The 24,755-nt window shown below is 45.5% G+C and carries 24 protein-coding genes and 1 tRNA gene; 7 read left to right on the top strand and 18 right to left on the bottom strand.

The features are described from left to right. Nucleotides 1-39: 39 nt before the first annotated feature. Nucleotides 40-115: transfer RNA gene (locus ASUC_RS03675), tRNA-Thr, on the top strand. Nucleotides 116-131: 16 nt separating this feature from the next. On the opposite strand, the gene nrfE is transcribed toward ASUC_RS03675, so the two are convergent. The 16 genes from nrfE to ASUC_RS03595 all read right to left on the bottom strand — a co-directional run bounded on the left by nrfE (nt 132) and on the right by ASUC_RS03595 (nt 17,849). Further along, the gene (gene nrfE / locus ASUC_RS03670; protein ID WP_012072461.1) at nt 132-2,036 is read right to left on the bottom strand and encodes a heme lyase NrfEFG subunit NrfE; all 1,905 of its coding nucleotides are present in this window, start codon (nt 2,034-2,036) and stop codon (nt 132-134) included. Between the two features lie 84 nt (nt 2,037-2,120). Further along, nucleotides 2,121-3,080 carry a cytochrome c nitrite reductase subunit NrfD gene (gene nrfD, locus ASUC_RS03665; protein WP_012072460.1) on the bottom strand — a complete coding sequence of 320 codons (960 nt, stop codon included), beginning with the start codon at nt 3,078-3,080 and terminating at the stop codon, nt 2,121-2,123. Then, nucleotides 3,080-3,760, bottom strand: a complete 681-nt coding sequence (nrfC, locus tag ASUC_RS03660) for a cytochrome c nitrite reductase Fe-S protein (RefSeq protein WP_012072459.1) — start codon at nt 3,758-3,760, stop codon at nt 3,080-3,082. Before nrfC ends, nrfD begins: the two co-directional genes overlap by 1 nt. Then, nucleotides 3,757-4,398, bottom strand: a complete 642-nt coding sequence (gene nrfB, locus ASUC_RS03655) for a cytochrome c nitrite reductase pentaheme subunit (protein ID WP_012072458.1) — start codon at nt 4,396-4,398, stop codon at nt 3,757-3,759. The genes nrfC and nrfB overlap by 4 nt, the downstream gene beginning before the upstream one ends. An 80-nt stretch (nt 4,399-4,478) precedes the next feature. Further along, nucleotides 4,479-6,038: an ammonia-forming nitrite reductase cytochrome c552 subunit gene (gene nrfA / locus ASUC_RS03650; RefSeq protein ID WP_404799668.1), complete on the bottom strand. Its 1,560-nt coding sequence runs from the start codon at nt 6,036-6,038 to the stop codon at nt 4,479-4,481. 376 nt (nt 6,039-6,414) lie between these two features. Then, complete coding sequence (lipA, locus tag ASUC_RS03645; protein ID WP_012072456.1) at nt 6,415-7,377, bottom strand: lipoyl synthase; 963 nt, start codon at nt 7,375-7,377, stop codon at nt 6,415-6,417. A gap of 33 nt (nt 7,378-7,410) precedes the next feature. Next, the gene (gene lipB, locus ASUC_RS03640; RefSeq protein WP_012072455.1) at nt 7,411-8,073 is read right to left on the bottom strand and encodes a lipoyl(octanoyl) transferase LipB; all 663 of its coding nucleotides are present in this window, start codon (nt 8,071-8,073) and stop codon (nt 7,411-7,413) included. A gap of 5 nt (nt 8,074-8,078) precedes the next feature. Continuing rightward, nucleotides 8,079-8,375: a DUF493 family protein YbeD gene (gene ybeD / locus ASUC_RS03635; protein WP_012072454.1), complete on the bottom strand. Its 297-nt coding sequence runs from the start codon at nt 8,373-8,375 to the stop codon at nt 8,079-8,081. A gap of 114 nt (nt 8,376-8,489) precedes the next feature. Next, nucleotides 8,490-9,677, bottom strand: a complete 1,188-nt coding sequence (locus ASUC_RS03630) for a serine hydrolase (RefSeq protein WP_012072453.1) — start codon at nt 9,675-9,677, stop codon at nt 8,490-8,492. A 16-nt stretch (nt 9,678-9,693) separates the two neighbouring features. Further along, nucleotides 9,694-10,179 carry a septal ring lytic transglycosylase RlpA family protein gene (locus tag ASUC_RS03625; RefSeq protein WP_012072452.1) on the bottom strand — a complete coding sequence of 162 codons (486 nt, stop codon included), beginning with the start codon at nt 10,177-10,179 and terminating at the stop codon, nt 9,694-9,696. Between the two features lie 75 nt (nt 10,180-10,254). Next, a complete protein-coding gene (rodA, locus tag ASUC_RS03620) occupies nt 10,255-11,373 on the bottom strand; it encodes a rod shape-determining protein RodA (protein WP_012072451.1) in 1,119 nt (372 codons plus the stop codon). Nucleotides 11,374-11,377: 4 nt separating this feature from the next. After that, nucleotides 11,378-13,462, bottom strand: a complete 2,085-nt coding sequence (gene mrdA / locus ASUC_RS03615; protein WP_012072450.1) for a penicillin-binding protein 2 — start codon at nt 13,460-13,462, stop codon at nt 11,378-11,380. Between the two features lie 19 nt (nt 13,463-13,481). Next, nucleotides 13,482-13,949, bottom strand: coding sequence for a 23S rRNA (pseudouridine(1915)-N(3))-methyltransferase RlmH (gene rlmH, locus ASUC_RS03610; protein WP_012072449.1), 468 nt, complete (start codon nt 13,947-13,949; stop codon nt 13,482-13,484). A 35-nt stretch (nt 13,950-13,984) separates the two neighbouring features. Next, nucleotides 13,985-14,299, bottom strand: coding sequence for a ribosome silencing factor (gene rsfS / locus ASUC_RS03605; protein WP_012072448.1), 315 nt, complete (start codon nt 14,297-14,299; stop codon nt 13,985-13,987). Nucleotides 14,300-14,338: 39 nt separating this feature from the next. Next, the gene (locus tag ASUC_RS03600) at nt 14,339-15,184 is read right to left on the bottom strand and encodes a 23S rRNA (adenine(2030)-N(6))-methyltransferase RlmJ (protein WP_012072447.1); all 846 of its coding nucleotides are present in this window, start codon (nt 15,182-15,184) and stop codon (nt 14,339-14,341) included. Nucleotides 15,185-15,260: 76 nt separating this feature from the next. After that, nucleotides 15,261-17,849, bottom strand: coding sequence for a penicillin-binding protein 1A (locus tag ASUC_RS03595; protein WP_012072446.1), 2,589 nt, complete (start codon nt 17,847-17,849; stop codon nt 15,261-15,263). 129 nt (nt 17,850-17,978) lie between these two features. On the opposite strand from ASUC_RS03595, the gene pilM reads away from it, so the two are divergent. The 6 genes from pilM to pfkA all read left to right on the top strand — a co-directional run bounded on the left by pilM (nt 17,979) and on the right by pfkA (nt 22,889). Continuing rightward, nucleotides 17,979-18,815 (top strand): pilus assembly protein PilM, encoded by an 837-nt coding sequence (gene pilM, locus ASUC_RS03590; RefSeq protein ID WP_012072445.1) that lies wholly within the window; start codon nt 17,979-17,981, stop codon nt 18,813-18,815. 5 nt (nt 18,816-18,820) lie between these two features. Continuing rightward, complete coding sequence (locus tag ASUC_RS03585; protein ID WP_012072444.1) at nt 18,821-19,327, top strand: fimbrial assembly family protein; 507 nt, start codon at nt 18,821-18,823, stop codon at nt 19,325-19,327. Then, entirely contained in the window at nt 19,324-19,917 is a 594-nt protein-coding gene (locus ASUC_RS10975; protein ID WP_012072443.1) for a hypothetical protein, read from the top strand. The genes ASUC_RS03585 and ASUC_RS10975 overlap by 4 nt, the downstream gene beginning before the upstream one ends. Nucleotides 19,918-19,919: 2 nt before the next feature. After that, entirely contained in the window at nt 19,920-20,300 is a 381-nt protein-coding gene (locus tag ASUC_RS03575) for a pilus assembly protein PilP (RefSeq protein WP_012072442.1), read from the top strand. A 9-nt stretch (nt 20,301-20,309) separates the two neighbouring features. Further along, nucleotides 20,310-21,758, top strand: coding sequence for a type IV pilus secretin PilQ (locus ASUC_RS03570; protein WP_012072441.1), 1,449 nt, complete (start codon nt 20,310-20,312; stop codon nt 21,756-21,758). A 165-nt stretch (nt 21,759-21,923) separates the two neighbouring features. After that, on the top strand, nt 21,924-22,889 hold the full coding sequence (pfkA, locus tag ASUC_RS03565; RefSeq protein ID WP_012072440.1) for a 6-phosphofructokinase: 966 nt from the start codon (nt 21,924-21,926) through the stop codon (nt 22,887-22,889). 65 nt (nt 22,890-22,954) lie between these two features. On the opposite strand, the gene purT is transcribed toward pfkA, so the two are convergent. Both purT and luxS read right to left on the bottom strand, forming a co-directional pair. After that, complete coding sequence (gene purT, locus ASUC_RS03560; RefSeq protein WP_012072439.1) at nt 22,955-24,136, bottom strand: formate-dependent phosphoribosylglycinamide formyltransferase; 1,182 nt, start codon at nt 24,134-24,136, stop codon at nt 22,955-22,957. An 11-nt stretch (nt 24,137-24,147) separates the two neighbouring features. Continuing rightward, nucleotides 24,148-24,654, bottom strand: a complete 507-nt coding sequence (gene luxS / locus ASUC_RS03555) for an S-ribosylhomocysteine lyase (RefSeq protein ID WP_012072438.1) — start codon at nt 24,652-24,654, stop codon at nt 24,148-24,150. Nucleotides 24,655-24,755 lie beyond the last annotated feature (101 nt).

Here is a 24,755-nt window from a genome sequence, read left to right as displayed (position 1 = left end):
GCCCTGCAAAAACTCATATAATAAACGACGTTCTTTCGTGCCGACTTAGCTCAGTCGGTAGAGCAACTGATTCGTAATCAGTAGGTCGTCAGTTCGATTCTGATAGTCGGCACCATTTCTTTTTACTCTTTTTACTCTTTCTTCCCGCCGTTTCTTTTCAGGCTTAATGCCGCGCATAACGCACCGATAGCCATTAGCATGCCGCCTAACCAGAGCCAGCCGACGAAAGGTTTGTAATGCAGACGAAAAGTAAATTCTCCGCTATTACCGCTTTCGTAGGTTAATTTGTCACCCATAACAATATAAATATCGCCGAGCAAGCCCCAATTAATTCCCACTTCGGACATATTCATCGTACGTACGTCGTAATAGCGACGCTCGGGATAAAGTGCGGTCAGAATTTCACCGTTTTTTACTACCTCGAAATGGGCTTTTTCGCTGGTATAATTAGGGCCGATTTCATTAGTGAACCCAAAATAACGGAAATCATAACCGTTCAGTTGCTGGCTTTGCCCCGGTGCCAAACGTACGCCGAACTCGGAACCGAAATACCCGGACATCACGGCGCCGATTGTCGTCACCGCAACACCGCAGTGCGCCAACACCATGCCCGCACGTTTCATTGTCATCGCCCGCCAATCAGTCCAAATAGTAGCGGTAAACAGCCAAACGGCAAGGCTCAGCAAAGCGAAAGCCGTCGGATTAAATTTCAAACTCGGTTCTTGCAGCACAGTATGCCGAATCAGCGCATAAGCGACAATCACCGACGGTAACAGGCAAGCCAGTCGTTTAAACAAAAAAACGCGGTCGACTTTTTGCCATTTTGTTGCCAAGACAACCACCATGGCAATTAACAGAATGACGATTAACGGCAAGAAAATACTGTTAAAATACGGCGCTCCCACAGAAATGGAACCCCATCCCATGGCGGTGAACAACATAGGATAAAATGTCCCGATAAAAACACTGATCATCGCAACGGCAAATAAAATATTCGCCAGTAAAATCAAGGTTTCTTTGGAAACAAAAGAAAATCTGACCGCACTCTGACGCAAATTGGTTTTCACGGCAAACAGCGTCAGCGAACTGACGGTGATGAGGAAAAACAGAATCAATAATACGGAGCCGCGTTCGCCGTCTACAGCAAAAGCATGTACCGAGGTTAACACGCCGGAACGCACGATAAAGGTACCCAGTAAACTAAATGCGAAAGTAAGCAAAGAATACAAAATAGTCCAATAACCGAATACCCCTCGCTGTTCCGTAACAATCAAACTATGTAATAATCCAAGCCCGAGCAGCCATGGCATTAAGGATGCGTTTTCCACCGGATCCCAGAACCACCAGCCGCCCCAGCCTAATTCATAATATGCCCACCAGGCACCGAGCACGATACCGACGGTTAAGAAAAACCAAGAAACTAACGCCCACGGACGCATCCAGCGTGCAACGGCGGCATCTACATGACCGCTGATTAATGCGGCGATTGTCAGAGCAAAATTCACCGCAAATCCGACATAACCGAGGTATAACAACGGCGGATGGAAAATAAGTCCTATATCCTGCAACATAGGATTAAGATCCCGCCCTTCCGGCGGTAACGGAAATTGACGGATAAACGGATTGGAAAAGAAAACGATAAAAATACCGAATCCTAAACAAAGTAATCCTAAAACCGATAAAGTCCGGCTGGCGATAACAGGATCAATTTTACGGCTGAAAAAAGCGAACAGGCTCACCCAAATGCTTAATGAAAACAGCCAAAATAACATAGAACCTTCATGACCGCCCCAAGTCGCTGCAATTTTGAAAAAAGTCGGCAACTGGGAATTGGAATGCGCAGCGACATATTCCACCGAAAAATCGTCAACGGCGAAACTGTACGCCAGAATACCGATGGAAACAGTCGTAAAAACAGTGGAAACATAACTGAGATTCCACGCATATTGCGGTTTGCCGATAGTCGGGCAAACCGCCAGTAAAGCAAATGCGAGGGTGGCTATTATAAGAGCCAAAAAAGCAAGTTCGGGTAACATGAATCTTATAGTCTGTCGTTTCGTTTATTTGAATTCATAAAAAAGGGCGTTATAAAACGCCCTTATTTTACTATAAAAACTTTACTACGCGATGGTTAATTGCCCTGCGTATAAAATAAAATAACGTAAGCATAAAACACCGATCAGGTCAAAAACAGACACTAAAATAATAAACTTAGCGTTATATTTAAATTTATCGCTGGCAAATAAATTCGCAACAAGCGGAATCAGAATACCGATTAGCATAACACCGATCCAGAAAACCGCCCCCCAAAATCCGGTTAACGCATTATATAGCGAAACCACTTTCTGACCGCCGCCGAAATACAAACCGACGAAGAAACACACGATTAAACCTAATTCGGTCACCATAATCGGTACTTCAAATTTATGGATAAAATGCACTTCGTGGCTGTCACCTTTAATTTTTCCGGCAAGTAAAATACACAGGAATGTTGCGGCGATACCGGACGACGTACCGGATGCCAGGAACAATGCCGGCAGGACCGGGTTATTCAGCATCGGATAACTGATTAATGCGGAAAGCAAGAAACCGGTATAAGCTCCGAGCACGGCAGCCAGGATAAATAGAATCACTTCCGATATGCTGAAAAGCCATTCAATTTTTGTAATGATAGTGGTCACAAACTGAAGTTTTGGCGCAAAACGTTTTATTAACGCGTCAATTTCTTGTTTGAAGATAACCGCAATCCAAATCACCATGAATAACATATAGACTTGGAATAACATTACCCCCATCGACATTACCGAATTAAATTGATAATTGAACATTAACTTCCAGAATGTCCAAGGACGAGCCAAGTGGAAAATCAATAAGGTTAAACCGACTAAAGTCGGAATCGTGCCTAAAAATGCCGCACTCCGGATAACCCAGTTTTCACTCGGTTTTTCCAATTTATTACTGCGACGGTAAGCGATCGCTAATTGCACGGCGCCAGATGAAATTCCCAGTAAAAAGAGATAAATGGCAATCGTGCTATCCCAAACAAGGTTCGGGGTTTGGAATGGTACATATTCATTCATTATCTATGTTCCCCCTTGCCAAATGGAATATGATACAAATTCGGTTCGGTACCTAATTGTACTTTGGTACGATATACCGGATTTTCACGAACTTTACGTGCAACGGCACTATTACTGTCGTTCATATCGCCGAATGTTAACGCTTTGGTCGGACAAGCTTCTACGCAAGCCGGTTGCTTGCCTTTTGCCAGATTGGTATCGCGGCAGAAGTTACATTTATCCGCTGTTTTATGAACAGGATGAATGAAACGGACACGATACGGACAAACCGCTACACAATACTGGCAACCGACGCAAAGATCACGATTTACATCAACAATACCGGTTGTCGGATCAATGTAAGATGCGCCTGTAGGGCATACCGCTACACAAGGTGCATTAGTACAATGCTGACAAGACTGGCGGAAAAATTCATATTCCTGATTCGGAAATTCGCCGATAGGCTCGCTACGGATAATTTCCAAACGAGAAACACCTTCTGGCACTTGATTGGTTTCACGACAAGCTTCCATACACGCCGTACAACCGATACAGACTGATTCGTCATGCACCATTGCATAGCGTTTTGGTTTTTCTTGCTTTTCGCTTTCACCTTGTGCCGTTAAACTAACTGTTGTTCCCGTCGTAAGGATTAATGCCCCCATTCCAGAAACAAAGTTTCGGCGTGAGCAAGTTGTCATTGTTTATCCTTTTGTTCGGTCATCATTTGTTGAGCGGCTTCTTTACGTTTACGTTGTTCACCGTGACAATCAACACAAAGTTTTACGCGTTCTTTCGTTTTGATTTCTTTCATTGCTTCTTTTTCAGGATGCAACGTATGACAAGAGGCGCACGGCAGTTTCATGGCATGAACATCATGCGCCCAGAAGTTTTCACGTAGATCTTTCGGCTGGTGGCAAGAGAAGCACACTTGGTTTTGCTCTTCGGCTGTGTACATCGGTTTTTCATCACTGAAAATATCGCCGTCGAAACGCATAACGTCTTTCACGCCTCTACGGTGGTTTTCACTGATATTACCGTGACAACTTACACATGTAATAGGTTTACCTGTAGCAGGATTTTCTTTGGTTAAATGCACACCATGGAATTTCCCTGCGTGATTTGTCCCAACCGCCTGCTCTTTCGCGACATCAAGATTATGACATTGTGCGCAGTAATGATTGGGATCTCGCACGTTATCTAATTTTTGCTCGAAAGACGCAACCGGAGACTCTTGTTTGGCATCAGTTTTCGCCTGTTCGGCTTGAACTGTTGTCACAAATAGCATCACCCCGAATACGGCTGAGAGCTTTGCAAATTTTTTCAATACAGAGTTCATTTTCGTTACCTTAATCCTTTGACTGAAGTTACCGCACTTCAACGTTTTTTTCGAAGTTCAAAGTGCGGTCGCTTTTTTCATTATTTTTCCGGTGTTGTTGGAGGTGGAGTTAGAATCAGGCCTTTTTTAATTGCTTCTTTATTCCACTCAGGAATAACGGTTTTGATGAACTCTTCTTTATCTTTGCGTTCTTTCTCGATATCAATACCCATTACTTTCCACGCTTTTTCGGCTGTTGATATATCAGGATAATTGATAGGTTGTTGAACACCATGTTGTGCTAAAATTACTGCTAATTTAGCACGTGCATCCGCTGCACGATCCAAACCGCTGGCAATAATTTTCAATGCGACATCCGGTGCATGCATATGCATACCGTGACTTGCAGCAGAGAAGTCCCAGCGCCATTGCGCGTGACGAATTGCTTGCAACGCATCTTTCATTTCTTCTTTAGTCGCGCCTGCATCCCACGCCGCTTTCGCTTCGAAGTGCGATTTCACGATTTGATCTTCAAGTTTAATCATCACTTCGCGAACATCCGCTTTATGCTGTTCAACAGTTTTCACTAAAGTTTCTTGACTTTGATCATGACAACGTGCACAAGTATTCTGGAAATTATCTACAACCGGATTACCCACTACTTGGTGATCCGTAAAGACTTTTCCGTCTTTATCTTGTTTTTTCGCCATGTGACAGTCGATACAGGTTACCCCGTTTTTACCGTGCGTACCCATTGACCAGGTTTCGAAATCAGGGTGTTGAGCTTTCAGCATCGGTGCTTTAGACATGGAGTGAGTCCAGTCGGAGAATTCGATTTCGTCATAGTATTTTTCCATACTGTCTACGTCATGACCTTTATGCCATGGAAATACTACATTATTGGCGCCCGTGCTTTTATCGAAATAATATTCTACGTGACAGTTAGCACAAACCGCTGCGCGTTGATCGGTACGATCTGAAGTCGCAAAGGTTTTACCCACTGAGTCCAACGCACGTAAAACATGAGGTCGGGCGACGCGTAATGCCGGTTTACCGTCTCTAAATTCTTGAGACTGAGTATCGTGACAGTCCGCACAACCGATACTGTTAACAATTTCCGTACCGGCTTTCGCCCATTTACCGCTGAAGTAACCTTCTTCACCCCATTCGGCGATTAAACGCGGCACATCGGGACCTTTACAGGTCCAGCAAGCCATTGGTTGAGGACCATCGTTTTCATCTTTCGGTGCACCGGTACGTAGAATATTGCGCACATCGGTAACAGAATAGACGTGACCGCGAGGAGAATTGAATTCTTTAGCAAACGCATAACCGCCCCACATTACAATCATACGAGGGTCGTCTTCGACTTCACGGTGAAATTCCGTTTGTTCTGAAGTTTTCGCCCAAGTCTCGTATTGGCGAGGAAAATCTTTTGCGAATTTTTCGTTAACGGCGTCAATCTTCAAATCAGGATTGGCTTTCGTTAATTCCGCTTGAGTCGGTGCTCGTTTCGCCGCTGTTTCCGGTAAAGGTTGTTGCAATTGTTGCGTTTTTTCATGCGTAGTTTTTGGATAATCTTCCGCTGATGCCGAATTTACCATTGCGAAACCTAAACCGATCATCGTTAAAGATGATAGTGTTTTCTTGAGAATGTTCACGGTAATCACTCCATTAAAAATTAATAACCAAGGTTATATTTCGTATATACAAATTTTAGGTTTTATTTATGTTGTATTAATGCAAATTATTCATATTTACATTCGTCCGACATCAATAAAATGAAAACTATTCGAGGCTAAAAATAACAAAATCCGTAAGGGTTTTCACGACTATTTAACAAAATCTTGCGTTCGATCAAGGTTTTCTTAACACCATGTATTTTCTAAGGTTATTAATAGCTTACAAATACCTAACAATAGGTATAAGAACGAAAATTTGATTACCGTCACAAATATAAAAAGATAACTATAATAAGTTATTAACAAATAAAAAAACGGAGAACCTCAGTTCTCCGTTTTTTACAATCAGGGGGTATTATTTTACCAGCCCGCCGCTTGCTTGCAGATCAGCATGATAAGACGAACGGACAAAAGGTCCGCAAGCGGCATGTTCAAATCCCATTTCCGCGGCTTTTTCACGAAACTCGTCAAACTCTTCAGGTGAAACGTAACGCGCCACCGGTAAATGATAACGGCTTGGTTGCAAATACTGCCCCAGCGTCAGCATAGTCACTCCGTTAGTACGGAGATCGCGCATAACTTGCAGGATTTCTTCGTTGTTTTCGCCTAATCCTACCATCAAACCGGATTTAGTCGGAATATGCGGGAACATTGCTTTAAATTCACGCAATAATTTCAGCGACCATTCATAATCTGCTCCCGGACGGATTTCACGGTACAGACGCGGAATATTTTCCAGGTTATGGTTAAACACATCCGGCGGATTATTTTTCAGTTTCTCCAGTGCCAATTCAATACGTCCGCGGAAATCCGGCACTAAAATTTCAATTTTGATCTCCGGATTTAACGCGCGGATTTCCCGCACGCAATCGGCGAAATGTCCTGCCCCGCGATCCGGTAAATCGTCACGGTCAACGGATGTAATCACCACATATTTAAGTTTCATATCCTGAATAGTTTCCGCCAATTTTCTAGGTTCTTCGGGATCCGGCGGTAACGGTTTTCCGTGTGCGACATCGCAAAACGGACAACGGCGGGTACAAATCGCCCCTAAAATCATGAAAGTTGCCGTACCGTGATTAAAGCATTCATGTAAATTCGGACATGACGCTTCTTCGCATACGGAATGCAACCCGTGACGACGCATTCCGTTTTTAATGCTATCGATTTTTGCCGAACTGGCAGGCAATTTGATCTTCATCCATGAGGGTTTTTGCAATAATTCCCGATCGGGATCGATATTGGTTACTTTAATAATCGAAGTTTTAGCGGCATCGCGATATTTCACGCCGCGTTCCATTTTAAATGGCGTGCCCATACATTTTCCTAAATTATAAAAAAAGTTGAAATGTTAAAATTTTGTTGCATTATACCCCAAAATTTCAGCAAAGTGTGTAACTAATTTAGGCGATACCTCATCGCAGTCCGCTTCGCCGTTCTCAACAAAATCCGCCAACTGACACATTTCAAGTCCGGCATAACCGCAAGGATTGATGTGGTGAAACGGTGTTAAATCCATATTAATATTCAGTGCCAATCCGTGAAAAGAACAACCGTGGCGAATACGCAATCCTAATGAACAAATTTTCTTCTCTTGTCCGTCCGTGTTTACGTAGACTCCCGGCGCTTCGGCTTTCGGGTAAGCGTTCACACCATAACCGGCCAAGGTTTTGACAACTGATTGTTCAAGCGCGCTCACCAATTGGCGCACACTTATATCTCGACCATAAGCTTTGCCGCGTTTAATATCGATTAGGACATACATAATTTGCTGGCCCGGTCCGTGATAAGTAATCTGTCCGCCGCGATCGGACCGCACCACAGGAATAGCGCCCGGATTAAGCAAATGTTCCGGCTTTCCGGCCTGTCCTTGAGTAAATACGGGCGGATGCTGCACCAACCAGATTTCATCGGGCGTATTTTCATTGCGCTGATCAGTAAAATCCTGCATTTGCCGCCAAACCTGATTATAATCCTGCACGCCAAGCCGGCGGACAACCAACGGGATATTCATTGCTGCTATAACACCATTCTCACGCCTTCGATTTTGGCAAGTTCGGCATACAGCGTTTCCACCTGCTCAATATTTACGGCTAAAATTTCAATCGAAACGGAATTATACGTCCCTTTCGCACTACGTTGTTCCGTCGGGCTGTAATCGCCTTTTGCATGAATTTGCGTCACAGCAATCACATCATCTACCAAATCATCGCGATGCGTACCTACGACTTTAAATGTGAACGGGCATGGAAACTGTAATAAATCTTTCAGTTTAGCTTGTGGCATATCTTGTAAGTTAATCATTTTCTGCGTCATAAATTCACCTCGAAACAGATAAAAAAATCACCGCACTTTTACATAAAAAGTGCGGTCGTTTTTTGCTTTATTTTTTATATAAGATAAATAGTGTCCGATACAGGCATTTCAAGGTTAGTCAAACAAACTTTTTATCGTTAAAACCAACCAGTCCCAACCTTTGCCGATAAACCCGGCTTCGCCGACATCTTTCATAACCTGCAAATCCAGCTTCGCCATATCTTTACCGTCCAGACTATAAATCACCTTACCTACGGTTTGACCTTTCGCCAATGGCGCTTCCAAGTATTTCGTCGTAAATTCCATACGCGCTTTTAAATCCGCCTGACGGCCTTTCGGCACCGTAATAAAACCGTCTTGCAATACGCCGACCGCCACATCTCCGTCTTCCCCGTAATAAACCGGCTGCTCGCCGACGGCTTTGCCGGCTTCCAATGTTTTGAAGGTATCAAAGCTGTTAAAGCCCCATTGCAACAATTTTTTACTTTCCACCTCACGGCCTTTATAAGTCGGAACCCCCATCACCACAGAAATCAAACGCATATTATTGGCATTCGTTGCAGAAGCGACCAAGTTATAACCCGCCTGACTGGTATGACCGGTTTTCATACCGTCTACATTCATGCTTTTATCCCACAACAAGCCGTTCCGGTTAGGCTGTTTGATTTTGTTGAAAGTAAAATCTTTTTCTGCATAAATTTTATATTCTTCGGGTAAATCGTGAATAATGCGGATACCGATTAACGCCATATCCCGTGCGGAAGAGTACTGATTCGGATCATCCAGTCCGTGCGGTGTAGTAAAGTTGGTGTTTTTCAACCCGAATTGTTGAACATATTTATTCATCAATGCGACGAATTGCTCGGTGGAACCCGAAACATGTTCCGCTAACGCCACGCAGGCATCGTTACCGGACACCACAATGACGCCGCGGTTTAAATCCGCCACCGAAACCTGTTGATTCAGATTCAAAAACATTTTTGAAGACCCCGGGAAATTTTTCCCCCAAGAACTTTCACCGATAGTGACTTGATCATTCGGGTGAATTTTACCCTGCTTCATCGCATCACCCACCGCGTAACTGGTCATCATTTTGGTTAAAGACGCCGGATACTGACGCTGATCGGGATTGAACGCCGCCAAAACGGCCCCCGAATTATAATCCATTAAAATATAGGTCTGTGCGTTTAACTGCGGCGGAGTAATGCCGTATTGAACATCTTCGGCTGACGCAGCAAATGCCGCAGCCATTAATCCCGCCGTTAAGGCAATTTTTCTTTTTTTAAAGCTTATTGATAACATCTCTGTATTTGCAATCCTAATTTTTAACGATATGTAGTTTTTCGATCTTCACATTTCCGACGCCGGAACGGATCATGCCTAAATCAGAGGCGGCAGCGCGGGATAAATCAATAATGCGGGAACCGTGATAAGGTCCCCGGTCATTAATTTTCACCACGACTTTTCGGTTATTCCGCAAATTCGTCACTAAAGCGTAAGACCCCAGAGGCAAACTACGGTGCGCCGCCGTATATTTACGGGAATTATACACTTCTCCGCTTGCCGTACGGCGACCGTTAAATTTATTGTGATAATAACTCGCACGCCCGTTTTTGCTGTAATGCGCTACCGAACCGGATTTCGTCGAGTAAGTTTTTCCCCCGACTTTATAAACGTCATGATTAATGCTTTGATATTGATGAACCGGTTGTTTTTTCACCACTTTTCTCGCTTCAGCCGATGAAGTACAGCCGGTCAAAAATAACGCTAAAAGTGCGGTCAAAATAATCTTAAATTTCATCATAATTAAATTCTCAAGTCGCCCTAAGTGCCAACGAATAAATACAAAATTCGTTAACTAAGAGTAAAAAAATACCGATTAGTTCCCTTGGGAATAGAGAGAACGCTTATGGGTGTGGATCGACATGATCAATCCGAACCCGGCCATAATAGCCACAAATGACGTACCGCCGTAACTTATCATCGGCAACGGTACGCCGACAACCGGTAAAATACCGCTCACCATACCGATGTTAACGAATAAATAGACGAAGAAAATCAATGTCAACGCACCGGTTAAAATACGCCCGAATGCCGTTTGTGCCTGTACACCGATCATCAAACCGCGAATAATAATGAAAAAATATAACGCCAGTAAAATGATGACGCCCATTAATCCGTGTTCTTCGCTTAATACGGCAAAAATAAAGTCCGTATGCGGTTCCGGCAAAAACTCCAGCTGGGATTGCGTCCCCGACATCCAACCTTTACCCATTAGCCCGCCTGAGCCGATAGCAATTTTTGATTGTAAAATATGATAACCCGCCCCCAACGGATCTTTCTCCGGATCAAGCAGAGTTAACACGCGGGTCCGTTGGTAGTCGTGCATTAAATAAAACCACATTACCGGAATAAAAGCAGTCACGCCGACCAAAGCAATACCAATCAACCACCAGCTCATGCCCGCTAAAAATACCACAAATATTCCCGAAGCACTAACTAAAATTGACGTTCCCAAGTCCGGCTGAATAGCGACCAATAGCGTCGGAATAACGATTAACCCCAGTGAAATCATAGTATCGGTCAAAGTCGGCGGCAAAGGACGGTTACCCAAATAAACTGCAACCATCAGAGGTACGGCTAATTTCACAATCTCCGACGGTTGAAAGCGAACGACACCGAGATCAAGCCAACGCTGCGCCCCCTTACTCGTTGTTCCTACCGCATCCACCAATACCAATAATACAATACCGGCAATAAACAAATAAGGTGCGATACGCTGATAAAAACGCGGCGGAAATTGTGCCATCACTATCATCACCAGAAACCCTAAAAACACCTGAACCACTCGACTGCGGAACATGGCTTCATTGGCGCCGGACGCACTGTAAAGCACAATCAAGCCATAACCGGTAATCATCAACAAACCGATTAACAACCAAAAATCCAGATGAATTTTGCTCCAAAGGTTGGATAATAAAGATTTTTTTTCGTCCATTTCGCTATTCCGCCGCTTTATTCTCGGTTAACGGAAAATAGTGCCGTATACCGTGCTGTTCTTGCTTCATATTCTCTTCAAAATCTTGTTTATTTTCGACCGCACTTTCATCCGCATTATCCGAAGCCGGTAAACTTTCCGCTTCTTCCGGAACTTCGTTCGATACGACACCGTCATTTGTTGTCTGTTCTTCCGCCGCCATCAGTTTAGGCAACCGGTTATTCAGATAAAAATCCATAATCCGACGCACCACAGGCGCCGCATTACTGGAACCTCCGCCAGCATTTTCGAGAATAATAGAGACGATTATTTTAGGGTTCTCATAAGGTGCGAATGCCGTAAACCAAGCATGATCGTGCAAGAATTTTTTTAAATTGGCCGCGTTGTATTTTTGTCCTTCCTTCAGACTGAACACCTGCGCCGTCCCCGATTTACCCGCCGCCACATAAGAGGTGCCGGCGAAGGCTTTACGGCCCGTCCCGCCCGCACCGTTGATAACGCCGTACATCCCGCGTTTGGCGGCATTCCAGGCTTCCGCTTTCGGCTCCCGAATATCTTCGTACAACAGCGGATCTTTATAAGGTTCCGTTGTCGAACCGCGCGCTTCTTTCATGAGGTGAGGAGTATTCACCTTGCCGTTATTCACTAAAACCGCCGTCGCTTTCGCCAACTGTAACGGTGTCGCCGTCCAATAGCCCTGACCGATACCTACCGGAATCGTGTCTCCCATGACCCAAGGTTTCTTATGGCGTTTTTGTTTCCAATCCCGTGTCGGCATAATCCCCGGCGTGTCCTCATGGATATCCACGCCGGTCGGCATACCGAAACCGAAACGTCTCATCCAGTCGGACAACCGGTCAATCCCCATACGATAAGCCACCGTATAAAAATAAGTATCGGAAGATTCGGTAATTGCTTTTTGTAAATTTGTCGGACCATGTCCCGATTTTTTCCAGTCACGGAAACGTTTGGTGCTGTTCGGTAACTGCCAGTAACCCGGGTCGGAAATCGTCATACCCGGCGTAATTACACCTTCCGTCAACGCCGACACCGCAATGAACGGTTTCACCGTAGATGCGGGCGGATAAGCCCCTTGGGTCACGCGGTTGTACAGCGGACGGTTTTCATCGTTCAGTAAACGACGATAATCCGTACTCGAGATCCCGCCTACAAACAGATTGTTGTCATAGCTCGGACTGGATACCATAGCCAAAATACTGCTGTCTTTCGGATCCAGCACAACTACCGCCCCTTTTTGATCGCCTAACAACTGCATGATAAACTGCTGCAGCGGCAAATCGAGAGTCAAATGAATACTTTTACCGGCAACAGGCGGCTGTTCGCTTAGTTTACGAATCACTTTGCCGCGGTTATTGATTTCAACCTGTTCAAATCCCGCCTGTCCGTGTAACTGTTCCTCATAATAACGTTCAATCCCCAGCTTGCCGATATCCGTCGTTCCCGCATAAGCCGCTTCTTTTTCGGCATTTTTCAGCCGTTCGGCATCCTTATCGTTAATTTTCGCCACATACCCTAAAATATGCGTCAACGGTTCGCCGTAAATATAATGACGTTTAAAATAAGGACGCACGTCCAGACTCGGATAGTTATACTGATTAACCGCGAATCTGGCAATCTGTTCCTCCGTTAACCCGGGTTTCAGCAAAATCGGCGTATAACGGGAAGAGCGGCGGCGTTCTTTTTTAAACCGTTCGATATCTTGCTCGGTTAATCCGATGACCTCGCGCAACTCGTCAAAAGTGCGGTCGAGATTTTCTACTTTTTCCGGCACGATATACAAACCGAAAAAAGTCAGATTTTCCGCCAATAAGATGCCGGAACGATCATAAATCAGCCCGCGGGTCGGCGGAACCGGTAATAATTTGATACGGTTGCCGTTAGAACGGGTTTGATATTTATCGAAATCCACAATCTGCAAATGGTATAAATTTACCAATAAAACCGCCGTTAACACCAACGTCCCCATAAACGCCACTAACGCGCGGCGCGCAAATAAGTTCCGTTCCGCTTTATTGTCGCGGATCGGTTCGTGAGTAGGAGGCGAAAGCAATTTTCTGAGAAAATTCATAAAGCGCTGTTATTTCCGATTATTCGCGGTGGTAAGGATGGTTGGCCGTCAACGACCACGCACGATACAGACTTTCCGCCACGACGACGCGGACCAACGGATGGGGTAGCGTCAATGGTGAAAGAGACCAGCTTTGCTCCGCAGCGGCTTTGCATTCCGGTGACAGTCCCTCCGGTCCGCCGATGAGCAGACTCACGTCACGTCCGTCGTTTTTCCAGCTTTCCAGTTGTTGCGCCAGTTGGTGCGTAGTCCAAGATTTGCCGGGAATATCCAATGTTACGATTTTATTTTTACCGCAAGCCGTCAGCATAGCCTTGCCTTCCTGTTCCAAAATTCGGGCGATATCGGCGTTTTTACCGCGTTTTCCGGCGGTAATCTCGATTAATTCAAACGGCATATCTTTCGGGAAACGGCGTTGATATTCTTCAAAACCGGTTTTCACCCAGGCGGGCATTTTCGTTCCCACGGCAATCAGCTGAATCTTCATAAAGTGCGGTCGTTTTCGTCTGATTTTTTGAAAAATTAAGCCCAAAGTTTTTCGAGCTGATACATTTCCCGGCTATCTTGCTGCATAATATGCACCATCGCCTGCCCGAAATCCACCACCACCCAATCCGCCGTGGCTCTGCCTTCAGCTCCAAAAGTATCAAATCCCGCCTGTTTGCTTTCATCGATAAGCTTTTGCGCCAAAGCCGCCACATGGCGGCTTGAAGTACCGGTACAAATAATCATGTTATCCGTAACGGAAGACTTACCACGCACGTCAATAGTTAAAATATCGATCGCTTTTAACGCGTCCAGTTTTTCGGTTAAAAATTTTGTTAATACGGTTGCCATTTTCTTTCCTTTAAAAAGTATTGATTTTATCACAAATTTCTATTCCGGCGTAATCCAGTTCAGCGACCAGCTTCCCGTGCCTTCCGGTACCAGCACGTCGGTCAAATAAGGCAAAATCGATTTCATTTGCATTTCCAGCTGCCACGGCGGATTAATCACAATCATGCCGCTCGCCGTCATGCCCCGTTGTTCGGAATCGGGACGAACCGCCAGTTCGATTTGCAGGATTTTTCGAATGCCGGTTTGTTCCAAACCGCGCACAATACGCTTCGCCTGTTGACGCAATACGACAGGATACCAAACGGCGTAGATGCCGGTAGCGAAACGTTTATAGCCTTCTTCGACGGCTTTCACCACTAAATCGTAATCCTCTTTCAGTTCATAAGGAGGGTCGATCAGCACTAAACCCCGGCGTTCTTTCGGCGGCAAAGTGGCTTTCAGTTGCTGAAAACCATCATCACGTTTAGTGGTCACGTTAGGATATTCTTTAAAATTATTACGCAATAACGGGAAATCCGAAGGATGCAGCTCTGTCAATAACGCGCGATCCTGCGGACGTAATAACTGTATTGCAATCAACGGAGAACCGGCATAATAACGCAAATTTTTACCGCCGTAATTCAGGCGTTTAATCTGCTCTACATAACGTTCCACTTCCGGTGGCAAATCGTCACGCGACCATAAACGGGCAATGCCTTCTTCAAATTCCGCCGTTTTTTCCGATTCTTCACTAAACAAACGATAACGGCCCGCACCGGCGTGAGTGTCAAGATAATAAAATCCTTTTTCCTTAAGCCGAAGATTTTCAATAATCAGCATTAACACAATGTGTTTCAACACATCCGCATGGTTACCCGCATGAAAACTGTGGCGATAACTCAGCATAATTTTTCCTTATAAAATAAAAATAATGGAAAAACCGACCGCACTTACCGAAGTGCGGTCGATTTTCGAATAGATGTTAAAATAATTCCTGTTGCGAACCGTCAGGCGCTTTACCCAGTCTTTCCTGTAAGGCCGGCGGTACATAATAGGCCGGTCCGGCTTTTTCCTGCACATAAACCCGTTTAGGTTCGGTACCGACAATAAAATATTCGGTACGGCCTCCGCCGGAAGACAATAATCCCGAACGGATATCGATTTTTTTCTCGACAATATTTTTCGGTGTCGGCAACTCGCGTTCCGGTATGTCCGCCAGCGCCTGTTTCATGTACGCAATCCAGGCGGGCATAGCAGCCGTCGCCCCGGCTTCATGTCTTCCCAAGTTACGTTTATTATCGTCAAAACCAATGTAAATCGTCGTCGTCAGGTTAGCGCCGAAACCCGCATACCACGCTACTTTCGAGTTATTGGTGGTCCCCGTTTTACCGCCGACGTCCGTCCGTTTGAGTTGACTGCCCATGCGCCAACTGGTGCCTTTCCAGCTTAATCCCTGTTCACCGTAAATCGCCGTGTTCAAAGCGCTGCGGATTAAGAACGCCAATTCGCCGCTGATTACGCGCGGAGCATATTGTACGGAGGAATTCTCCGATTTACTTTCCGCCATGAAATCCAAATCCGTTTCTTTAATTTGACCGTCTTTGTTTTTAATTTCCGGATCTTCCGTCAGCTCGGCGGCTTCATCGATTTCATCGCTGTTATCGTCATCCGCCGTATTCTTTAACGGCACATTGGCGGCGGCATCGGCGACGGAAGCCTGAAAACCGTCAATTTTTTCATTGGTCGATGAATATATTGTCGGAATATCGTCACAAGCCGGGCAGGCAATTTTCGGATTTGCAACGAAAATCTCCTTACCGGTATTATCCAGGATCTTATCGATAATAAACGGATCGATTAAGAACCCGCCGTTATCAAATACTGCATACCCGCGTGCCATTTCAAGCGGAGTAAAAGAAGCCGCCCCCAGCGCCAAAGCTTCGCTGGCAAAATATTGATCACGTTTAAAACCGAAACGCTGTAGAAATTCCGCCGTAAACGGGATCCCCGCCATTTGCATGGCTTTTACCGCAATCATATTTTTAGATTGCCCTAATCCTACGCGCAAGCGCATCGGACCGTCATACCGATCCGGCGCATTTTTCGGCCGCCACGGTTCCTGTCCCGGTTTATTAATGACAATCGGGGTATCCTGCAATACGCTGGACAAAGTCAGTCCTTTTTCCAACGCAGCCGCATAAATAAACGGTTTAATGGATGAACCGACCTGTACCAGAGACTGGGTGGCGCGGTTAAACTTGCTTTGCTCGAAACTGAATCCGCCGACAACGGCTTCAATCGCACCGTTATCGGAATTAAGCGACACTAACGCAGAATTGACTTCCGGCAATTGTCCCAACGTCCAATGACCGTCATCAAGCTGACGAATCCAAATCTGTTCGCCCGCACGTACCCCTTTGTTACCGGCGAAACGAAGTGCGGTCGGATTCAGCGTCATTTTTTCGCCCGAAGTCCGCATGACTTCCGCACCGTCTTTATTTACGCTTAATACCACAGCCGGTACGAACGGCGCAGCATTCGGCAATTTCTGTAATACTTCATGGATTTTGCCTTCATCCCAAGGGGCTTCGCCTTTCTTCCAAAGCGCCGTAGCACCGCGATAGCCATGACGCATATCGTAATTAATAATGTTCTGAACCACCGCGTTCTGCGCATTCGTCTGAGCCTGGGACGAAACGGTGGTATAAACCTGATAACCGCTGTTGTAAGCGTTTTCTTCCCCGTAACGCTTAACCATTTCCAATCGCACCATTTCCGTTACATAATCCGCACGAAACTCCAGTTGCGCACCATGATATTGCGACATAATCGGTTCTCGAACCGCCTCATCGTATTCTTCCCGGGTAATATGGCGCATTTCCAGCATACGTCCCAACACCACGTTACGGCGTTCTTCCGCACGTTTTACGGAATAGAGCGGATTCATGGTGGACGGTGCTTTCGGCAACCCTGCGATAACCGCCATTTCAGATAAAGTCAACTCTTTCAAATCTTTACCGAAATAGGTTTTTGCCGCCGCCACCACGCCGTAAGAACGATAGCCTAAATAAATTTTATTCAGGTAAAGTTCCAAAATTTCATTTTTACTCAGCGTATTTTCAATATCGATAGCCAACACCGCTTCTTTGGCTTTTCGCATAATGGTCTTTTCGTTCGTTAAAAAGAAATTACGGGCAAGTTGCTGAGTGATGGTACTCGCCCCTTGCGAAGCCCCCCGGTTGGCAATCGCCACCCGGATTGCGCGGGCAATACCTACCGGATCCACGCCGTGATGATCATAAAAACGGCTGTCTTCCGTATCCAAAACCGCATCAATCAAACGTTTCGGCACGTCTTCCAACTTCACGGGAATTCGGCGCTGTTCGCCCACTTCCCCCATTAATTTGCCGTCTGCGGTATAAATCTGCATAGGTTGCTGTAAAGTCACGTTTTTCAAGCTTTCCACGTTCGGCAAATCCGCTTTGATTTTAGCGTAAAACAAGCCCGCCGCCACACAACATAAAATAATGACGGTTAACAAGCTACTTAAAATTAATTTTGCGATCTTCATTCCAGAATTCACTCTTGAGTAATGCGTTGGATTTTAATTTACGGAATACTGCCTCAATCCGATTTGGGCGTAAGTATATAGATTTTAGAGCCGTTAAGCGAAAGAAAATTCATTTTGAAGGGAAATTTCATGTTGGGGAAAAAACAAAAATATCAGGCAACGATTCAAATCGGCGTGTGGAAACAGGGCGATATTTGGGAAGCGGTTTGGTTTTTACCGAATCAGGAACAAAACCGACCGAACTTTATCCGTACGGAAGAATTTTTAACCGCTTGGTTCATCGAACATCTGACGACCAAAAAGCGTCCGTTGCGATTTAATTATGTCGTCAGCTTATTGCCTAACCATATTTGGTGCAAAACCCTGATTCTGCCGCAGGTTTTAAATACTCAGGAATGTGAACAGCAGGTTACGGCAACCATCGAAAAAGAATTGCCGTTACCTCTGGAACAGCTCTGGTTCGATTACCGCTCGGAAATGCTGAAACAAGGAATGAAACTGGAAATTTCCGTGGTTATACAGGAAACCGCAAAAAGCTGGCTTGAACAATATGCGCCGCTGTCCGTTTCCGTACTGGACAACACGGCACACGCCGTTTTTCGGGCATTTCGTTACCTGAAGCCGGAACTGCCGAACAACACCCTGTATCTTTATCATGATGAGCATTTTTGTCTTGCATTACAGGAAACCGTGCAGGAATTTTATGTCCTGCAACAACAATGCATGTCTTCCGCGTTGTTGTTCCAACGTTTTAAAGAACGTTACCAAACCGACATTGAACAAATCTGTATTTATCACCGAACGGATATTGAACGGCATCGGGAAGACAATTCCGCTGAAAGTGCGGTCAAAAATCATCAAATTTTGACGTCCGCCGTTTACCTTTCGGCGGAACTGCCTTTTATTGCACTGGGTAATGCGCTTTGGCGTACGGATTTACATCAACATGCCACCCCAAACGGTTAAAGCCTATGGTGAATTTACTGCCCTGGCGATTAACCGCCCACCGACAACGAAGCAGACAAGCCTTCAAACGACTGATGCTGGCTTTGAGCATATTCTTTGCGGCGGACATTGTATTATGGAGGCTTAATATTCACGCGGAAAGCGCCTTAAATCACAGCCAAAACGAACTCGAACAAATTAATCGGAAATTACCGCCGCTGATTGCGCAAGTGCGACGGCAACAGCAACATCTCATGAAACAGGAAAACAATCGTCCCGTTACCCGGGAACGGATTCAACAAACTATGGATGTATTACAACAACTGCCATTTATTCAGGGAGAATTATCGGATTTCACGCTTGACGCACAACGCATTACATTAAAAGGAGAGACCAAAAATCAGCAGGAATTCGAGCAAATTCAGCAATTTCTTAATAATTTACCGACGCTGGACAGTAAATTGCACCAATTTCGACCGCAACAAAACGAATTGCACTTTGAATTTCATCTTTTCGGAGAAAACGCACCATGATCAATCGCTACCTCCCGCATATCAACGCCCGTATCAGTCAATGGCGATATTTTGCCCAACCTTATAATTCCTGGGGGAAATGGATTTTATGCACTCCCGCGCAACAATATGCCGGTTTGTTGTTACTGTTCACTTTTCTGTCAAGTTTTCCTGCTTATCAATATTGGAAAAACTGTCGTTCTTTAACGGAAAATTTCATCGAATTGCAACAAAAACAGGAACAATTTACTCACCAATCTCGTCTGCTGGCGGCTCTACAGCAAAAAAATCAACGACATCTCAATAAAGCGGTGACGGCAAAACTGGCGACATTCCACCAGAAAATTCAATCGTTTGCCGTCGGTTTATCTATTATTCATTCTCAATGGCAAGTACAGAACGCTCCCGGTTTGGATTTAAAAGTCCAAGGACATTTCGCCGAAATACAGCAATTTCTGACCGCACTTTTACAGCAGATTCCCGAATTAGCATTACTCAGCTGGCATATCCAAAAAATTGAGGAAAACGATGAAAACCACCGCCGTGAAACGGGCGGAGGTTCCTCCATCGAAAGCAGTCTGTCTTTCCGACTTCACCTCAGCCAGGAGTAATTATGCGTGCTTTAAGTTTTATCTTTTTTATCTGTGCCGTCACGACGGTTTACGCTGCGGATCCCTTCGATAAAAACCGCCGAGGCGACGCGCCTCCCGAGCAAGCGATTGCTATTCCGTCGGCTCAACGCTGCCATTCCCATAATTCCGCCCTTGCCGAACACATAAATTTTAAACGGCTTAAACTGGTGGGCGTATTATTGGAAAAGGAGCGGCCAAAAGCGTTATTTCAAATTGACGAAAAGCAAATTGTAACGGCGAAACAAGGGGATTTTATCGCGCAGGAACATCTGCAAATTCAGCAAATTACCAAAACCGTCGTTCAATTAAACCGATGGAGGCTCGATTGCGATAACCCCGAACGACTAACTTTGAAATTTTAGGAGCGAAACATGAAACACTTGAACAATTTTACGACAAAGTGCGGTCTGTTTTTAATCCTTTTTTTGGTTTCGACTCAGGCTCAATCCGCGGACAACCACGTATTTTCCATCCGTTTGCAGCAAGCCCCTTTAGTGGCGACGTTACAACAACTGGCACTGGAACTGGATACCAATTTAATCATTGATGACGAATTGGAAGGTACGCTATCGCTGAAATTGGATAATACGGATTTAGATCAGTTATTGCGTTCGGTAGCGAAAATCAAACGATTGGATTTTTGGCAGGAAAACGGCATTTACTATATCAACCGCAAAAATTCATCTTCTGTGCCGGACGAGGCCTTCAATATAGCGGAAGTTGCCGATATTCCCGTGGCGCCGGCAGAACCTAAACCGGAAACCGCCACCGTGAAGCTGCATTATGCCAAAGCGTCGGAAATAATGAAATCGCTCACGGCCGGCAACGGTGCGCTAGTCAGCGACACGGGACGGCTGACGTTTGATGATCGCAGTAACCGACTGATCATTCAGGACAACAGACAGTCCATTCGTAATATTAAAAAACTTATCGCCGAATTAGACAAACCTATCGAGCAAATCGCCATTGAAGCGCGCATCGTCACTATGAATGATGAAAGCCTGAAAGAACTCGGGGTACGCTGGGGCATGTTCGAACCGACGGCTGGCGCACATAAAGTCAGCGGCAGTTTGGCGGCCAACGGATTCACCGACATCTCGAATAATCTCAATGTTAATTTTGCTACCGCGACAATGCCGGCCGGTTCCGTCGCATTACAAGTGGCTAAAATCAACGGCCGTCTGTTAGATCTTGAATTAACCGCCCTGGAACAGGAAAAAAATGTGGAAATCATTGCCAGTCCGCGCTTGCTCACCACCAACAAAAAAGCGGCCAGTATCAAACAAGGAACGGAGATTCCTTATGTAGTCACCAACGGCAAAAACGACACACAATCGGTAGAATTCCGTGAAGCGGTATTAGGGCTGGAAGTCACGCCGCATATTTCACAAAACAACGCAATTTTAATGGATTTAACCGTCAGCCAAAATTCTCCCGGAAACCGCGTTTCATACGGAGAAAACAGCGAAGTAGTCTCCATTGATAAACAGGAAATTAAAACTCAAGTCTTCGCTAAAGACGGCGAGACCATTGTACTTGGCGGCGTATTTCACGACACCGTAACCAAAGGCAGTAATAAAGTACCCGTTCTCGGCGATATTCCCGTCATTAAACATTTATTCGGCAATCACAGCGAACGCCGCCAGAAACGGGAATTGGTTATTTTCGTCACACCGCGTATTTTGAAAAACGGCGAAACCTTAGAACAATTAAGGCATAAAGACGGCTTGCAAAACCGAAAATTGTTACCCGTCCGCGACAAAATACCAGCGGATTCGCAACTAAGAAAAAACATTGCCAAAAGTGCGGTCGGAAAATGACGGTTTTTACTTCATTTAACTATGTTGCAATAATTGCCCGAAAAATATTTAATTAGATCAAATTTTGACGGATTTACCAAAAAATTAGTAGAGCCCTATGCGTTCTTGGTGTAATCTTACGGCGTTTCTCAATTCCGATATTTTTAAAATTAAAAGGTAAATTCCATGATCAAAAAAATTGCAGTCTTAACAAGTGGTGGTGACGCACCGGGAATGAATGCCGCAATTCGTGCCGTGGTACGTGCGGGATTATCCGAAGGATTAGAAGTATACGGTGTTTTCGACGGTTACCAAGGACTTTTTGAGAACCGTATTCAAAAACTTTCGCGCTATAGCGTGTCCGATGTCATTAACCGCGGCGGAACGTTTTTAGGTTCCGCCCGATTCCCTGAATTCAAACAACCGGAAGTGCGGTCGAAATGCGCCGAAATTTTACACTCGCACGGCATTGACGCTTTAGTGGTTATCGGCGGTGACGGTTCTTATACCGGTGCAAAATTATTAACGGAAGAACACGGTTTCCCTTGTATCGGCTTGCCGGGTACGATAGATAACGATATTCCGGGCACCGACTACACCATCGGTTATCAAACCGCATTGGAAACCGCCGTTGACGCCATCGACCGCTTGCGCGATACCAGCGGTTCTCACCATCGTATTTCCATTGTGGAAATCATGGGGCGACACTGCAGCGATTTAACCATTTGTGCGGCAATCGCCGGCGGCTGCGAATATATCGTCGCACCGGAAGTCGGATTCAATCAGGAAGAATTAATCCAACAAATCGAACTCAGTCTTGCCAACGGTAAACGTCATGCGATTATCGCCATTACCGAATTAGTCACGGACGTACACAAATTAGCCAAAGATATTGAAGCTCGGGTCGGCAACGAAACCCGTGCAACCGTGTTAGGCCACGTACAACGCGGCGGGTCCCCTTGCGCTTTTGACCGTATTTTAGCCTCCCGCATGGGCGTGTACGCAGTAGAATTATTGCTGCAAGGTCACAAAGGACGCTGCGTGGGTATCCAGCAGGAAAAACTGGTACATCACGACATCATCGAAGCCATTGACAGTATGCGCCGTCCGTTTAAATCCGATTACCTGGAAGTATCCAAAAAATTATTCTAATTCGGAATAGATAAAAAGTGCGGTCAAATTTGACCGCACTTTTCGTTAGCTGAATTCCCAATCCGTTATAATGAAATCTGTAACCGAGCGTAAGCCCGTGATGCTTTTTCCAACGCTTTTTCTACAGAAATATCGCGACTCAAAATTACCGCCATGCGGCGATGGCCGTTTACTTCGCCTTTACCGAAAATGCGCAAATCCGTATTCGCTTCCGCCAATACTTTGTCCAGATTACCGAATTGTACCTGATTGGATTGACCTTCCACCACTACGGCCTTAGACGCCGCCGGGCTAATCAGATTAATCGTCGGAATCGGTAGTCCTAAAATCGCACGGGCATGGAGAGCGAATTCCGATAATTCCTGCGAAATTAACGTCACCATGCCTGTATCGTGCGGTCGCGGCGAGACTTCGTTGAAAATGACGTCATCACCGCAGACGAACATTTCTACCCCGAAAATCCCGCGTCCGCCCAGCGCCGTGGTAATTTTTTCCGCAACGTTCCGCGCTTTTTTTAAGGCTGCCTCAGACATTGCCTGCGGTTGCCAGGATTCCCGATAATCACCGTCTTCCTGACGATGACCTATAGGAGCTAAGAATGAAGTCCCGCCGATATGACGTACGGTCAACAATGTGATTTCATAATCGAATTTCACAAAACCTTCCACAATGACCCGTCCGCCGCCGGCACGACCGCCTTCCTGCGCATAATGCCAAGCGCGCTCCGCATCCGCTAAGGATTTAATCACCGACTGTCCGTGACCGGAAGACGACATAATCGGTTTTACCACGCAAGGAACACCGATTTTTTCGACCGCGCTTTGAAAATCGGTAAAATTATCCACAAATTGATACGGCGAAGTCGGCAAAGCTAATTCTTCCGCCGCCAAACGACGAATGCCTTCACGGTTCATAGTCAGCATCGTAGCTTTTGCCGTCGGCACTACGGTAAAACCTTCCTGTTCCAGTTCAACCAAGGTATCCGTAGCAATGGCTTCTACTTCCGGGACAATATAATCGGGACGTTCTTTTTCCACCAGGGCGCGCAAGGCCGAACCGTCCAGCATGGAAATCGTATAAGCGCGGTGAGCGACTTGTTGCGCCGGAGCCTGTTCATAACGATCGACGGCAATCACTTCCACACCGAAACGCATTAATTCGATCGCCACTTCTTTGCCCAATTCTCCCGCACCAAGTAACATGACTTTCGTCGCTTTAGCGGTTAACGCCGTCCCTATTGTCGCCATTTTGTCGCTCCTTATTCGGTCAGTAAAGATTCGTCTAACAATAATTCTTCGTTTTTATTGATCCCGATTCCGCGCGTAATTACATGTTGCGCCGTAGCATGGGCATCACTAAGCGAGTGTTCGGTATAAGTCCCGCATTGATAAATATTCAATTCCGGAATTTTACTTTGATCCTGCACGTTCAAAATATCATGCATTGCCGCCAGCCATGCGTCCGCCACCCGGCGTTCGCTCGGCGCTCCGATAAGCGACATATAAAAACCGGTACGACATCCCATCGGAGAAATATCGATAATTTCCACTTCGTCACTATTCAAATGCGCACGCATAAATCCGGCGAACAGATGCTCAAGCGTGTGAATCCCTTTCGGCGACATGATTTCTTTATTAGGAACGCAAAAACGTAAATCGAAAACCGTAATCAAATCCCCTTTCGGCGTAGTCATGGTTTTGGCGATGCGGACAGCCGGTGCCTGCATTTTAGTGTGATCAACTTTAAAACTATCTAATAAAGGCATAAAAATTCCTTAAAAAAATTTGAACTTAATAAAAACCCATCTGTCCTAGAATACAAGCAACTTGCAGTTGTGATTAATAATAAAAAAATTGGTTCCTTAGG

Origin of the sequence: Actinobacillus succinogenes 130Z (genome assembly GCF_000017245.1) — a bacterium.
Lineage (GTDB): Bacteria > Pseudomonadota > Gammaproteobacteria > Enterobacterales > Pasteurellaceae > Exercitatus > Exercitatus succinogenes.
The sequence above is the reverse complement of the archived record's forward strand: the minus strand, read 5'-3'. Positions and strand labels throughout refer to the sequence as shown.